The sequence below is a fragment of the Pseudomonas sp. EZ-C24 genome, assembly GCF_014525325.1.
Lineage (GTDB): Bacteria > Pseudomonadota > Gammaproteobacteria > Pseudomonadales > Pseudomonadaceae > Aquipseudomonas > Aquipseudomonas shirazensis.
The window spans coordinates 113,665-126,769 of the sequence record NZ_JACDIU010000006.1 but is presented as its reverse complement, the minus strand read 5'-3'; the positions used below and the strand labels follow the sequence as shown (position 1 = coordinate 126,769).

The 13,105-nt window shown below is 62.4% G+C and carries 12 protein-coding genes; 6 read left to right on the top strand and 6 right to left on the bottom strand.

Annotation, left to right across the window (positions count from 1 at the left end; all coding sequences use genetic code 11):
- Positions 1-118 precede the first annotated feature (118 nt).
- The 4 genes from IDM28_RS02955 (at position 119) to IDM28_RS02940 (ending at position 5,430) form a co-directional block, all read left to right on the top strand.
- Positions 119-1,345 carry an MFS transporter gene (locus IDM28_RS02955; protein ID WP_188035335.1) on the top strand — a complete coding sequence of 409 codons (1,227 nt, stop codon included), beginning with the start codon at positions 119-121 and terminating at the stop codon, positions 1,343-1,345.
- Between the two features lie 63 nt (positions 1,346-1,408).
- Positions 1,409-1,921: a sigma-70 family RNA polymerase sigma factor gene (locus IDM28_RS02950; protein ID WP_150572722.1), complete on the top strand. Its 513-nt coding sequence runs from the start codon at positions 1,409-1,411 to the stop codon at positions 1,919-1,921.
- Positions 1,918-2,865: a FecR domain-containing protein gene (locus IDM28_RS02945; RefSeq protein WP_188035334.1), complete on the top strand. Its 948-nt coding sequence runs from the start codon at positions 1,918-1,920 to the stop codon at positions 2,863-2,865. The genes IDM28_RS02950 and IDM28_RS02945 overlap by 4 nt, the downstream gene beginning before the upstream one ends.
- Before the next feature lie 102 nt (positions 2,866-2,967).
- Positions 2,968-5,430, top strand: a complete 2,463-nt coding sequence (locus tag IDM28_RS02940) for a TonB-dependent siderophore receptor (protein ID WP_188035333.1) — start codon at positions 2,968-2,970, stop codon at positions 5,428-5,430.
- A 98-nt stretch (positions 5,431-5,528) separates the two neighbouring features.
- Here the strand turns inward: IDM28_RS02940 and IDM28_RS02935 are convergent, their stop codons facing one another.
- From IDM28_RS02935 to IDM28_RS02915, 5 genes are read right to left on the bottom strand one after another with little or no spacing between them, the layout of a single operon-like run.
- Positions 5,529-7,547: an LTA synthase family protein gene (locus IDM28_RS02935; protein ID WP_188035418.1), complete on the bottom strand. Its 2,019-nt coding sequence runs from the start codon at positions 7,545-7,547 to the stop codon at positions 5,529-5,531.
- On the bottom strand, positions 7,547-8,146 hold the full coding sequence (locus tag IDM28_RS02930; protein ID WP_188035332.1) for a hypothetical protein: 600 nt from the start codon (positions 8,144-8,146) through the stop codon (positions 7,547-7,549). The genes IDM28_RS02935 and IDM28_RS02930 overlap by 1 nt, the downstream gene beginning before the upstream one ends.
- Positions 8,146-9,414 (bottom strand): sialidase family protein, encoded by a 1,269-nt coding sequence (locus IDM28_RS02925; RefSeq protein WP_188035331.1) that lies wholly within the window; start codon positions 9,412-9,414, stop codon positions 8,146-8,148. The genes IDM28_RS02930 and IDM28_RS02925 overlap by 1 nt, the downstream gene beginning before the upstream one ends.
- Before the next feature lie 22 nt (positions 9,415-9,436).
- A complete protein-coding gene (locus IDM28_RS02920) occupies positions 9,437-9,982 on the bottom strand; it encodes a cytochrome b/b6 domain-containing protein (protein ID WP_188035330.1) in 546 nt (181 codons plus the stop codon).
- Positions 9,982-10,248, bottom strand: coding sequence for a PepSY domain-containing protein (locus tag IDM28_RS02915; RefSeq protein WP_188035329.1), 267 nt, complete (start codon positions 10,246-10,248; stop codon positions 9,982-9,984). The genes IDM28_RS02920 and IDM28_RS02915 overlap by 1 nt, the downstream gene beginning before the upstream one ends.
- Positions 10,249-10,395: 147 nt before the next feature.
- Here IDM28_RS02915 and IDM28_RS02910 point away from each other — a divergent pair, with 147 nt between their 5' ends.
- Positions 10,396-11,058: a response regulator gene (locus IDM28_RS02910; RefSeq protein ID WP_150570026.1), complete on the top strand. Its 663-nt coding sequence runs from the start codon at positions 10,396-10,398 to the stop codon at positions 11,056-11,058.
- Positions 11,055-12,416 (top strand): sensor histidine kinase, encoded by a 1,362-nt coding sequence (locus tag IDM28_RS02905; RefSeq protein WP_188035328.1) that lies wholly within the window; start codon positions 11,055-11,057, stop codon positions 12,414-12,416. Before IDM28_RS02910 ends, IDM28_RS02905 begins: the two co-directional genes overlap by 4 nt.
- A 2-nt stretch (positions 12,417-12,418) precedes the next feature.
- Here IDM28_RS02905 and IDM28_RS02900 read toward each other — a convergent pair whose 3' ends face one another.
- On the bottom strand, positions 12,419-13,036 hold the full coding sequence (locus tag IDM28_RS02900; RefSeq protein ID WP_188035327.1) for a LysE family translocator: 618 nt from the start codon (positions 13,034-13,036) through the stop codon (positions 12,419-12,421).
- Between the last annotated feature and the right edge of the window lie 69 nt (positions 13,037-13,105).

Sequence of the window (13,105 nt, the reverse complement as noted above, 5' to 3'; positions counted from 1 at the left end):
TGATTATTTACATTCACCACGTATCAATATAGGGTCCCTTTCATACGCCGCGTATGTTCTGCTCCAGGTAACACTGCCAGACGACAAGGCTTGCTTGAAAATTCAAAGGACCTGAACCATGAGCACGTCTTCACCCAAACTCACAGCAACCTCCGCGCAGCACCCCTGGCTGGCCGTCAGCGCAGTCGGCCTTGCGACATTTTCCGTGGTCACCACTGAAATGCTCCCGGTCGGGCTGCTGCCACCGATTGCCGAATCGCTGAATACTTCCACCGGCACGGCAGGGCTGATGATCTCACTGCCTGCACTACTGGCAGCGTTTTTTGCCCCGCTGGTGGTCATCGCATCCGGCGGCATTGATCGGCGCAGGATCCTCTGCGGCTTGCTGGGGCTGTTGGTGATCGTCAACATCGCCTCGGCGTTGGCCCCGAGCATGGCCTGGATGCTGGCCGCGCGTGTACTGGTCGGCTTTTGCATGGGGGGGATCTGGGCGATCGCCGGGGGGCTGGCGGGGCGGCTGGTGGCGGCGCACTCGGTTGGCCTGGCGACCTCGATCATCTTCGGCGGGGTGGCCGCTGCTTCGGTGCTGGGCGTGCCGCTGGGTGCGTTGATCGGCGACTATGCCGGGTGGCGCTGGGCCTTTGCCGGCATGGCCCTGTTCAGCGCATTGGTGCTGGCGCTGCACCTTGCGGTGATCCCCGGGCTACCGGTAACCAGTTCGGTGACCATGCGCCAGTTTGCCCAGCAGCTGGGTAGCCGCAAACTGCAAGTGGGGTTGCTGCTGACGCTGGCACTGGTCGCCGGGCACTTCATGCTGTTCACCTACGTGCGGCCATTGCTGATGTCGGTGTCAGGCTTCGATAGCCAATGGGTCAGCGCACTGCTGTTCGCCTATGGCTTCGCCGGCATCGTCGGCAACTTCCTTGCCGGCGTCATCGCCGCGCGGCGCACAGCACGCACGTTGCTGGCGATCTCGACCGGGCTGTTGCTGACGCCGGTGCTGTTCCTGCTCATCGGCAATTCCAACCTCGGCGGCGGCATGCTGTTGCTGGTCTGGGGGCTGGCCTATGGCGGTGTGTCGGTAGGCCTGATGACGTGGATGATGAAGGCCGCACCAGGTGCCGTGGAAGTCGCTACGGCGCTTTATGTAGGGGTTTTCAATGTTGCCATCGCATTGGGGGCATGGGCCGGTGGCCTGGTTTTGGACAAGGTAGGCCTTACAGGGAATCTTTGGCTGGCGGCTGGGTTCGCAACTATTGCCCTGCTGCTGGCGCTCGGTATATGCCTAGCTGAGCACAGGGCTGCAAATGCTGATGTGGGCTCACCACCGCTCCAGTGCCAATAGCAGATTGTCATGCACCCTCGCCTGGATAATAATGAGATATATTATCATCCGTAGCGATCAGTCATGGACGCAGGGCTCAAGGCTTCAAACTCACTGAATATCGGCCACCTTTATGGCGAGCACCATGGCTGGCTCAAAGCCTGGCTGCGCACGCGCACTTGCAACAGCGCCGATGCAGCCGACCTGGCTCAGGATACCTTCATGCGTATGCTGACTTTGCGGCAAATGCCTGCTCTGCGCGAACCCCGTCATTACCTGGTAACTATCGCTCGAGGCCTGCTGATCGACAAAGCCCGTCGGCAAACCCTTGAGCGGGCGTACCTGGAGGTATTGGCGGCGCGACCGGAGCCGCTTGAGGTTTCGCCGGAAACCTACCATCTGATCATCGAATCGCTGTTGGCCATCGACACCCTGCTCGATGGCCTGGGCCAGCGCACCCGGCAGATCTTCCTCATGGTGCAACTCGAAGGCCTGAGCTATGTCGAGGTGGGCAAGCGTCTTGGCCTCTCGGTGACAACGGTCAAGAACCACCTGAGCAAGGCATTGATGCAGTGCATTGTGTTGATGGACGCATGACCAGCGCACCCGCCTCTGTGCCCGACAAAAATCATCTGCAGGCGGCAGTAGCGTGGTATCTCGCGCTCAATGACAACGAGGTCACGCCAGACCAGCATCAGGCCTGGCAACGCTGGCTCGATGCTGACCCTGCACACGTCAATGCCTGGGCGCGGATAGAAAAGCTCCAGCAACAATTGCGCGGCGTGCCTGGTGAGCTGGCCTTGCCGGTGTTGTCGCAGATGGGCGTGCAGCGCCGCCAAGGTCTCAAGCTGCTGCTCCTGCTGGCCACTGGCGCCGCAACTTTCGCCGGTTATCGCAGCTCGCCCTACAGCGCCGACTTCGCCACTGGTACTGGCCAGCGCCGGCACGTGAAGTTGCCTGATGGCAGCCGCCTGGATTTGAACACCGACACTCAGGTTGATATTGCCTACAGCGCACAGCAGCGATTGATCGTTCTACGTCAGGGCGAAATCTTTGTGACGACTGCGTCCGAGCAGGCGCCCGCGCGACCGCTTGCAGTGCAGACACCTCACGGAAGGGTTCTTGCGCTAGGAACCCGCTTTGATGTCCGCGTGCTGTCAGGTTTCAGCACGGTTGAGGTGGAGCAGCATGCAGTCGAGGTCAGCAGCCGCGACGCGCCCCGTCAGGTGCAACGGGTCGAGCACGGCCAGGCGCTAACCTTTGGCGCGGCCCACATGGGCAATCTACGCCTTGGCTCTGCCGGCAACAGCGCCTGGACCCAAGGCGTGCTGGTGGCGATTGACTGGCGCCTGGCGGACTTCATTGGCGAGCTGTCGCGCTACCGTGCGGGCTATCTGGGCTGCGCCGAGCAGGTCGCGGACTTGAGAATATCCGGCGCGTTTCGCCTGGATGATATCGATGGAGTACTGGCCAACCTGCAGGTTTCGTTGCCGGTGAAGGTGCGCCAGCTTTCGCGGTACTGGGTACGGATAGAAGCGTAAACAGATTTCACCCGTTGCAGCTTGCCGATTGCGAGTTTCGTTCGGCTCATCAGTAGAGCGGTCATTCAGCCGCCATTACTGCAACGGCATAGGAAGTCACGCATGAGCCCCCCCACCCCTCTCGCAGCTTTGCGCTTTCGCCTCAACTCCACACTGCTGCGCATCAGCCTCGGCGGTGCGCTTTGTGCTGGCGCGGTAGCCACTCCGGCCTGGTCGCAACAAGCTGCGGAACAACGTGAATATGCAATTGCAGCCGGGCCTCTGGATACCGCGCTCAGCCACTTTGCCGCCAGCAACGGGGTGACGTTATCGTTCGCGTCGACTCAAACCGAAGGCTTGTTCAGCCCCGGTCTGAACGGTCGTCACACGTTTGCCGAGGGTATTGCCCGGCTGCTAGCCAACAGTGGATTACAGGCACGCCAGGAAGGGCCGCAACGCTACACCCTGGTCAGCGCGCCAAGCGATGCAGCGCTGGAACTTGGTGCCACCACCATCACCGGCGCGACTCTTGGCGCCACCAGCGAACATACCGGCTCCTATACGACCGGCCCTATGCAGACCGCCACCAAGCTGGCCTTGAGCATGCGCCAGACGCCACAGTCGGTCTCGGTAGTTACCCGCCAGCGCATGGATGACCGTGGCATGCAGGACCTGCACGACGTGATCAAGGACGTCCCCGGGGTCACCGTGGAAAAGGACGGCCCCGAGCGCCCGACCTACTACGCCCGTGGTTTTCAGGTCGACAACATCATGTACGACGGCCTGCCGACCACCGTGTCCAGCTACACCGCCCGGGACACCATCGCCGCCGCCGACACCGCCATGCTCGATCGGGTCGAAGTGGTACGCGGCGCCACCGGCTTGATGAGTGGTTCCGGCAGTCCCTCTGCGGCAATCAACCTGGTGCGCAAGCGCCCGACCAAGGACGCTCAGGTCAGCGTGACTGCCACTGCCGGCAGCTGGGACAACTATCGCGGCGAGCTGGATGCCTCCAGCGCCCTCAACGACAGCGCCAGCCTGCGCGGCCGGGCGGTCACCAGCTATCAGGTCAAGGACAGCTTCCAGGACGTGGTCAACAAAGAGCACGCACTGTTCTACGGCATCGCCGAGGCAGACCTGAGCGACAGCACTACCCTGACCGTAGGCGCCTCGAATCAGAACCTGAACAACAACACCGCCTGGGGCGGCGTGCCCACCGCCAGCGATGGCGGCGACCTCAAGCTGTCGCGCTCGACCTATCTGGGCAATGACTGGGGCCGCTGGGATCAGGACAACAACAGCCTCTTCAGTGAGATCGAACAGCGCTTCGACAATGGCTGGAAGCTGCGCCTGGCAGCGACCAGGATGTGGTCCAAGCTTGATCTGCTGGCGTCCTACGTCAGCGCCGGTGCAGTCGACGGCAGCTTCAACCAGATGACCGGCAAGTTCAAATACAGCAATGAGCAGAGCAGCTATGACGTATTTGCCAGCGGCCCGTTCAGCTTGTTCGAGCGCGAACATGAACTGGTGATCGGCGCCAGCCGCCGCAAGGAAACCTTCCACGGCAACGGCACCACAGTCTTGTCGGCTGCCGATATCAACATCTACAACTGGAACCCCCACGTAACCGCGATTCCAGCGTTCAACATGGGCGCCTGGCAGCAACAAAGCGAAACCGAACAAACCGGCGCGTACCTCACTGGCCGCTTCAGCCTGGCCGAACCGCTGCACCTGATTCTGGGTGCACGCCTGGACTGGTACGACTACCAGATCGACAACTCGAGCAATATTGCCGGAGTCCAGCCGACCTCCAGCCAATACGACGTCAGCCGCAACCTGACCAAGTACGCCGGGCTCATCTATGACCTCGACGATACTTACTCGGTGTACGTCAGCTACACCGATATCTTCACCCCGCAAGGTGTGGTCGATAGCCAGAACAAGGCCATCCAACCAATCGTCGGCAAGAACTATGAAGCCGGTATCAAGGCCGAATACTTCGACGGCGCCTTGAACGCCAGCGCCGCGGTCTTCCGGATCGACCAGCAAAACCGCGCCTCGGTGATCAATACCCCAGGCGTCTGCCAGACACCCGCCGGTGTCGCCTGCTACCAGGCCTCCGGCGAAGTGCGCAGCCAAGGCCTGGAACTCGAAGTCAGCGGCGCACTGAACGAGCGCTGGCAAATGGCGGCTGGCTACACCTACAACGCCGCCAAGTACCGCAAGGATGCCAACCCGGACAACGAAGGCCGGCTGTTCGCCAGCGACCTGCCCCGCCATTTGTTCAAGGCCAGCACTACCTACCAACTGCCTGGCACGCTCGAACGCTGGCGTGTCGGCGGCGCCATCAGCGCGCAGAACACCATCTACAACCAGGGCAGCGGCTACCGCATCGAGCAGAAGGCCTACCAGGTGCTCGACCTGATGGCCGGCTACAAAGTCTCGGACAACGTCGACCTGCGCTTGAACGTCAATAACGTCTTCGACAAGAAGTACTACCAGAGCATCAACAGCAATACCTGGAACGGTTTCAACGTTTATGGCGAACCGCGCAATGCCGCATTGACCGTGAAGTGGTCCCTTTGAGTCAGAAGCGCGCTGGCGATGTGCGGGCCAAGTTCTGACAGCGCTTGCCCGGCGCAGCGCCGATCTGCCTGGAGCGGCCGGTACAGCGCTGGGCGCAGCTAGCGGACATTGCGATGGAGCATCAACCGCGCGCTTTCATGCAGCCCATGGGTGAGCGTGCGTAAACGCTGGAATTCCTCGGGATACTGCGCGGCGACATCATCACGCGGCGTTGCCGAGGCCAGATCGTGCAGGGTCGGTGCGCTGCCGTCGTGCTGCATCTGCAGCAGGAAGTCCCTGGTCACGCCGCCGATGATCGGGAAGGTGCCCTCGCGCAATACCAGCGGCACCACCCGCTCGCCTTCCGGCGCTGGCTGCTGGATGTCGCGGCCCAGCGCGCCGTTGACGAAGGGCACGCCGGCCATGCCGGCTACGGTCGGCAACAGGTCAACCAGGCCCACCGCTTGTTCGATCACCCGCGGCTCAAGACCTGGGGCATGAATCAGCAACGGCACATTGTTGCTTTCAAGGCCCAGCTGTTCAAACGCCGGCGCCATGTGCGGGATCTGGCTGATGCGCGTGTTGTGGTCACCGAAGAACACAAAGATGCTGTTGTCGTAGTAACCACCGGCCTTGGCGATCTCCATCAGGCGGCCAATGTTGTAGTCGAGCAGGCGCACGGCGTTGTACTGCTCGACACTGCGCGAGCCGGCAGCATTGACTTGCTCAAGGGTTACGTCGACCACCTGGAAACCGTCGTTGTGCCTGGGGATGGTGAAGGGCCGGTGGTTGCCGGAGGTCTGCAGATAGGCGAAGAACGGCTGGTCCTTGGGCACGGCACGCAATAGCGCGTCGCTTTCCTTGAACAGATCCAGATCGGAAATCCCCCAGACGTCGACCCGCGGCGATTGCCAGTCGCTCTCTTCATACAACTGCACGCCGTCGATGCTCTGGCGGATCAGCGCGTTGATGTTGGCCCAGCCGGCATTGCCGCCGATCATGTAGAACTTCTGATAACCCTCGAAGGCGTTGATCAAGGTGTGTTGCCGAGTGATCAGCGGATTGCGCGTGGCCGTCTCTTGCCGGGTGACGTCAGGCACGCCAGTGATGCTCGCCCACACCGTTTTTGCAGTGCCGGTAACGGGCACATAGAAGTGTTTGAAGAACCAGCTCTGGCTGGCCAGCTTGTCCAGGTTCGGCGTTGGATTGAGCGGGTTGCCGTAGGCGCCGACGGCGCTGGTGCCGAGTGATTCGAGCATGACGAAGATGACATTCGGCGGGCGCTCGCCGGCCAGCTTGTAGGGCTGCACCGGCTGCTTGCGGATGAAGTCGAGACGGCCAGCGTCTGGTTGATCCACGCTCAGGTACTGGGCGATCTGCGGATAGTACTCACGCACTTTGGCTTCATCGTACTGAGCCTGGCCGGCCTTTAGCGTGTCATAGAGGAACAGCACCGGGTTCAGACCCACCGCTGCAACCTGACTGTTGCCGGAGAAGAATGCATCGCTCCAGCGCAAAGGCACCGGGTTTTCCAGGTTGAGGTTGGCAACCCGCCCGAGCAGGGCCAGCAGCACTGCAACTACCCCAATCAACGAAACCGAGGCCAGCGCCCAGCGCTTGATCGGCTTGCGCACAGCGTCCAGGGTCAGCCGTTCCAGGCATACCAAGGCCCATACCCACAAGCCGACTGCTGCCAGCCAACAGGCAGTTATCCACAGCACCGGATAGGTTTCCCAGACCATCTGCTGCGAGATTTGCGCGTCCTGCAGATAGCGCAGCACCGTCGCGTTGATCCGCACGCCGAGGTAGGCGTAGTGGCCGAAGTCGATGATATAGACCAGGCCCACCGCGGCCAGCACCACGGCCAGATAAACCCGCGCCAGCCAGCGCATGGCCGGCAGGGTAGTCAGGTTCCAGCGTGGCAGCCACGCCAGCACGGCCAGCGGCAGCAGGATCAGCAGCGCCAGGCGCAGGTCGAAGCGCAGGCCGATGCCCAGGGTCTCCAGCAGCGCCGGGGTGGTCAGTTCAAACCCGGAAAAACCCAGCAGAAACACCAGCCGCAAGGCCACCAGCAACGCGAACACCAAACCGATTGCGCCCACGCCGTAGCGCAGGCGGCGAGACTGCAACACTCCCATCATTGACCTCTATGCCATTTCATCAAGGGCCGCCATGCACTGCCGATCAGCAGCGCGGTTGCGGCGATCAGGCAGTACCCCGTCAGCAACGGGTCGAGCAGGTAATCCCAGTAGTTTTCCGAAGGTTTCAAGCGCAGGGCGAACGCCAGGGTGCCCAGTGCCAGCATCGCGACGGCCAGCGTGTTGCGCAGCCACAGCATCAGCAACGCCAGCCCTGCCACCAGCACAATCATTGGCCGCGGATTGAAACCCCAGCGGTACGGATCAAAATAGGTCAGCCCCAGCGTGGCCGGGTACAGCAGCAGGCTCAGCAGCGTGAACGCCAGCAGCAACTGCATCCGCTGCGTGCGCTCGAGTGGTTGCAGCAGACCCAGGCGGGTCAGGCTCACCCAGGCCAGCAGGACCAGCGTGCTGAACGCCAGATCATCGGTAAAGCTGCGCACATAGCTTGCCAGCGACAGTTGGCTGAGCGGAATGAAGCTGGCCACCACCAACAGCGGCAGCAGCCAGGGCCGCCACGGCGCGGTAAAACGCAGCGCGCTGAACGCGACAAAGCCGATCAGGACGAAACTCAAGTGGGCCTGCCATACCGAAACCATCACAGGCGCCCCGCCAGCCAGGCTTGGTTGAAGCTGACATGTTTGATGAAGGTGTTGTTCCACGAGTAGACCAGGTGGTACATGCCATCTGCACTGCGGCTGAAGTACGGGTACTCGTACTCGAAATCGCAGCCACGCGGTTTGCATACGCGGTAGTCGAGGTTACTCAGGAAGCGCTGTTCGAGCGGCAGCCGGCGCGCACCGCTGGAGGCGCGAAAGCCCTCACCAATGATCGCTTTATAGGCCTCGGGCGAGAACGGCTGGCCAAGCGGATCCGGCGACTGGTCCAGCTCCACCACACTGCGCCACTCGTTGAGGTCGGCATCAGTGCCGTACAGGCTGAGCTTGAAGCGGCCATCCTGCAGGTCGTTCAGGGCTACCAGCAGACCGTCGTCGTCAGTGCCGACTGCGGCCAGCGACGAATTGGGGTTGGCCGGTTCCAGCGGGTACGGTTCGCTCCAGGTCTGGCCGGCGTCTTCGGTACGGCTGGCCAGCACGCGGTGATGGGTTTCGCCGGCATAGCGCAACATCGCCACGGCGCGCTGGCCATCGAGCGGGACGATGGTCGGTTGCAGCGAGTGCTTGCCGCGGCTTATGCGGAATTTGTCGACCACCTCACCCTCGGCGCTCAAGTACAGGTACTCGGCAAACTTGCCCATGAACTCGTGGTACACCGGCAGGCCGATCGAGCCATCGGCGTGAAACACCGGCGCGGCGCGCACCAGGGTGCTGATATTGAAAAACGGCGAAGTCACCAGTTGCCGTGGCGCCGACCAGCTGCTTCCGAGGTCATCGGAGACCATCAGGTTGATCGCACTGGTGGCCCAGCCACCCACGGAAACCGAGACATAAAACATCCACAAGCGGTTGTCCGGGCCGAGCGCGATCACCGGATTGCCGAGCTTGCGGATATAGCGCTGGGTGCCGTCGCGGGTGCTTTCACGGGTGGCCAGCACCTGTTCGGCGCCCCACTCGTCAGTGCGCGGATCAAAGCGCGCCGTGCGCACCTGAACATCGGCCGCACCTTCGCGCGAACCGGCAAACCACACGGCCATCAAGCCACCATCGGGCATGGCCGTGACCGAGGATGAATGGACAAAGTCGGTCAGCTGGCTGGAAACGAAGCGGCTACTGAATTGCGCCGGGGCCGGCGTGCCTGTGTCGTTCGAGCTGAGCTGGGCAAACGGCGCCAGCACATGGGGCGGATGGCTTTGCCAGGCAGCAAAAAACACCGCCAGCACGCCGCAGATCATTAAGGCAGAGCGCATAGAGAACCTGTCGATGGGAGTATTACTGCGCACGCTCTTCCGGCAGGCGCTTCCTGCGGCCGGTGAGCATGGAGAGCGGCAGGTTGTCCCGCACCTGGATACTTTCAAACACTGCGGCCAGCACATGCACACAGACCAGCGCCAACAACACATCGGCGGCAGTCTCGTGGACTTGCAGCGGCCAATCGGCGCCCCACAGGGCATCGACTTCTCGCATCAGGAACCCGCTGCTGCCAATCACCAGCAGCGCCAGCAGCATTAACAACATCACCAGCGCGCCAATAGGCGAATGGCCAAGACGGTGTTGCGGCTTGCCCTTGAGCAGTGAGCGCAGGTGCGCGGCGAGCCGTTGCGGGGTCGGCCAGAAGTCTGCCCAGCGCGCACTGCGCGGCCCGACGAATCCCCACACGCTGCGTACCAGCAGCCAGGCCGTGGCGTAGTAGCCGAGCCAGACATGCCAGTCGTCGCCGGCTTCATTGAAGAAGTAGTTGGCGACGAAGACCCCAGCGATAGACAGATGAAACAGCCTTACCAAAGGGTCCCACAGGCGCAGGGATTCGCCCTGCATCAGTCTTTGATCTCGGTCTTGATTGCCTTGCCGGTGACCGGGTCATGGTAGATTTCGACCTTGCGCTTGTCCTTGTCGAAGCCGTAGATCTCGTAGCAGTTGCCGTCGGTGACCTTGAACTTGCTGATCTGGTAACCCTCGGCTTTGAGCTTTTCCTGGAAGGCAGTTTGGTCCTGCCACTGCGAGCGTTCGGCGGTGGTGCACTGCGGGCCGGCGACGGCCAGGGGGCTGGCGATGATCAGGGACAGCAGAAGAATTTTGCGCATGGAAAAGCTCTCGGCAGATGTGGGTGGGCCCACAATGCAAAAGCAACCTTAGGCCAACCTTAGCCGGTAACGAGCAGTTACATCTTTGCTGAAATCCGCCTGTGCAGAACCCGGCATGATGCCGCCGATTACTTCAGAGACTGCACCATGCGCCTACTCCTCGTCGAAGATGATCGAGCCCTCGGCCAGGGTATTCGCGTGGCCTTGGGCGCCGAAGGCTATACCCTCGACTGGCTGCAGGATGGGGTGGCCGCCTTGCACGCTTTACGCACCGAGAGCTTCGATCTGTTGTTGCTCGACCTCGGCCTGCCACGCCTGGACGGCCTCGACCTGTTGCAGCAATTGCGCGCCGAGCAGCAGGACCTGCCGGTGCTGATCCTGACCGCCCGCGATGGCACCGCCGCGCGTATCGCCGGGCTGGATGCCGGCGCCGACGACTACCTGATCAAACCGTTCGACGTCGACGAACTCAAGGCCCGCGTGCGCGCCCTGCTGCGCCGCAGTCAGGGCCGTGCGCAACCGCTGCTGGAGCACGCCGGGATCAGCCTCGACCCAGCCACACAACAAGTGCACTACCTGCACGCCGAGGTCATCGTCACGCCCATGGAGTACCAATTGCTGCATCAACTGATGGTGCGCCCCGGCAAGGTCGTCACCCGCGAGCGCCTGTCCCGTGCGCTGTATGGCTGGCAGGATCGGGTCGAGAGCAATACCCTCGAAGTGCTGATTCATAACCTGCGCAAAAAGCTCTGCAGCGAGCTGATCCGCACCGTACGCGGTGTCGGTTATGTGCTGGCGGTGCAGGCATGATCTCGGTCCGCGCGCGCATTCTGGTCCCGGTACTGGTGATGATCCTGCTCGGCGACGCGTTGATCAGCTGGCTGGTGCTGCGCGACAGCCATCACGAAATCGAAGAAGTCTACGACGCCCAGCTCGCCCAGAGCGCCCGTCTGCTGCAGGGTGTACTGCGCCAGGGCGATGCTGGCGAGGCCGACTGGGAGCGCTTGTATCAGGCCTTCGACCAGGCCATGAGCCGGGTCGGTGTCGACGGCGTCGCCCACCCTTACGAAACCCGCCTCACCTTCCAGGTCTGGCGCAGCGATGGCGAGTTGCTGGTGCGCTCGGCCGAGGCGCCGGTGCTGGCGGCGCCGCCCGCGACCCTCGGTGCCCATGACTTGCTCGATAACGGCAACGAGTGGTGCGCGTTTCTCCTCGCCGACTCGCAGCAAGGCTTGCTGATCTGGGTGGGCGAGCGCGACGACATTCGTCAGGACCTGATCCAGCGCATCATGCGTCACACTCTGTGGCCAACCCTGATCGGCGTGCCGTTGCTGACGCTGGTGATCTGGCTGGTGATCGGCTGGGGCCTCAAGCCCTTGCGCAGCATGGCCCGTAAGCTCCGCGTGCGGCAGACCGGCAGCCTCCATCCACTGCGCCTCAAGCCGCTGCCGAGCGATCTGGAACCGATGCAGACCGCGCTCAACCGGCTGTTGCTGCAAGTCGAAGAGCTGCTCGCACGCGAGCGCCGTTTTATCGCCGACGCCGCCCACGAACTGCGCACGCCGCTGGCGATTCTGCGCATTCACGCACAAAACGCACGCAACGCCGCCACCGCCGAGCAACGCCACGAAGCGTTGGATTTTCTGGTCAGCGGCGTCGACCGCGCTACCCGCATCGGCAGCCAGTTGCTGACCATGGCCCGTATCGAGCCGCAACTGAGCGACCCCCAGCGCAGCCGCGTGCAATTGACCGAGCTGGTGCGTGAAGAGTTGGCCGAGTTGACCCCGCTGGCGCTGAACAAGGGTGTCGACCTGGTCCTCGAAGGTGACGAAGAGTGCTGGGTCGAGACCGAGCCGGTGGCACTGGCCATCGCCCTGCAGAACCTGGTGACCAACGCACTCAACTTCTCCCCGCCGGGCAGCGAAGTGAAGGTAGTGATCGGCGACAACCGCCTCAGCGTCGAGGATCAGGGCCCGGGTATTGACGAGGCAGACATGGAGCGCCTGTTCGAACGCTTCTACAGCCGGGGCAACGCCAATGGCGCCGGGCTGGGCCTGGCGATCGTGGAAATGATTGTCGACAAGATCGGCTGCGACTTGCGTCTGTACAACCTGCGCCAAGGCGGGCTCTGCGCCGAACTGACGCTGAGCCAGGCGCGCGCCAGCTGAGCTCAGCGCACGCCCGCCACCAGCACGGTCAGACCCAGGCTGATCAGCGCCACGCCGATCAGCCGATCAACCACTCGCTGGCGCTCGATCATTGCCAGGCGCAGCGCTGCGCTGGAAAAAAACACCGCCACCAGGCTGAACCACAGCCAATGGGCGAAGGACATGAATGCGCCGTAGGCAAAGTCCTGCGCCAGCGAGCTGCCCGGCTGCACCACCTGGGTGTAGGCGCTGATCACAAACAGCATGGTCTTGGGGTTCAGCGCGTTGGTGAAAAATCCTGTGCGTAACGCCCTCAAGCTACCCCTGCCCTGCCCCTGGCCGACGTCGTCGAGGTGGATCCGCTTGGTATTGGTCAGCGACTGGTAGCCCAGATAAATCAGGTAGCCCGCGCCCAGCACCTTCATTGCCATGAACAGCGCCGGGCTTCGGCTGATGATCACGGCAATGCCCAGCACCGTGTACAGCACATGCACCTGCACACCCAAGGCAATGCCGACCGCAGCGGCCAGGCCGGCCTTGCGCCCCTGTGCATAACTGCTGCGGGTGACCATGGCAAAGTCAGCGCCGGGGCTGATCACGGCAAGTACGGTAAACACGGCGACGGCAATCAGTTCATTCACTCAGGCAACCTCGATAGACGATGAAAATCCACAGATCGTCGATTATCGAGGGCTTATCCACAGGTCAAA

What these genes read in the sequence shown, in the direction of transcription:
- IDM28_RS02920 (WP_188035330.1), bottom strand. Translation starts at nt 9,982, where the DNA reads ATGCAGGGCGAATCCCTGCGCCTGTGGGACCCTTTGGTAAGGCTGTTT.
- IDM28_RS02940 (WP_188035333.1), top strand. Translation starts at nt 2,968, where the DNA reads ATGAGCCCCCCCACCCCTCTCGCAGCTTTGCGCTTTCGCCTCAACTCC.
- IDM28_RS02930 (WP_188035332.1), bottom strand. Translation starts at nt 8,146, where the DNA reads ATGGTTTCGGTATGGCAGGCCCACTTGAGTTTCGTCCTGATCGGCTTT.
- IDM28_RS02910 (WP_150570026.1), top strand. Translation starts at nt 10,396, where the DNA reads ATGCGCCTACTCCTCGTCGAAGATGATCGAGCCCTCGGCCAGGGTATT.
- IDM28_RS02945 (WP_188035334.1), top strand. Translation starts at nt 1,918, where the DNA reads ATGACCAGCGCACCCGCCTCTGTGCCCGACAAAAATCATCTGCAGGCG.
- IDM28_RS02955 (WP_188035335.1), top strand. Translation starts at nt 119, where the DNA reads ATGAGCACGTCTTCACCCAAACTCACAGCAACCTCCGCGCAGCACCCC.
- IDM28_RS02935 (WP_188035418.1), bottom strand. Translation starts at nt 7,547, where the DNA reads ATGGGAGTGTTGCAGTCTCGCCGCCTGCGCTACGGCGTGGGCGCAATC.
- IDM28_RS02915 (WP_188035329.1), bottom strand. Translation starts at nt 10,248, where the DNA reads ATGCGCAAAATTCTTCTGCTGTCCCTGATCATCGCCAGCCCCCTGGCC.
- IDM28_RS02950 (WP_150572722.1), top strand. Translation starts at nt 1,409, where the DNA reads ATGGACGCAGGGCTCAAGGCTTCAAACTCACTGAATATCGGCCACCTT.
- IDM28_RS02925 (WP_188035331.1), bottom strand. Translation starts at nt 9,414, where the DNA reads ATGCGCTCTGCCTTAATGATCTGCGGCGTGCTGGCGGTGTTTTTTGCT.
- IDM28_RS02905 (WP_188035328.1), top strand. Translation starts at nt 11,055, where the DNA reads ATGATCTCGGTCCGCGCGCGCATTCTGGTCCCGGTACTGGTGATGATC.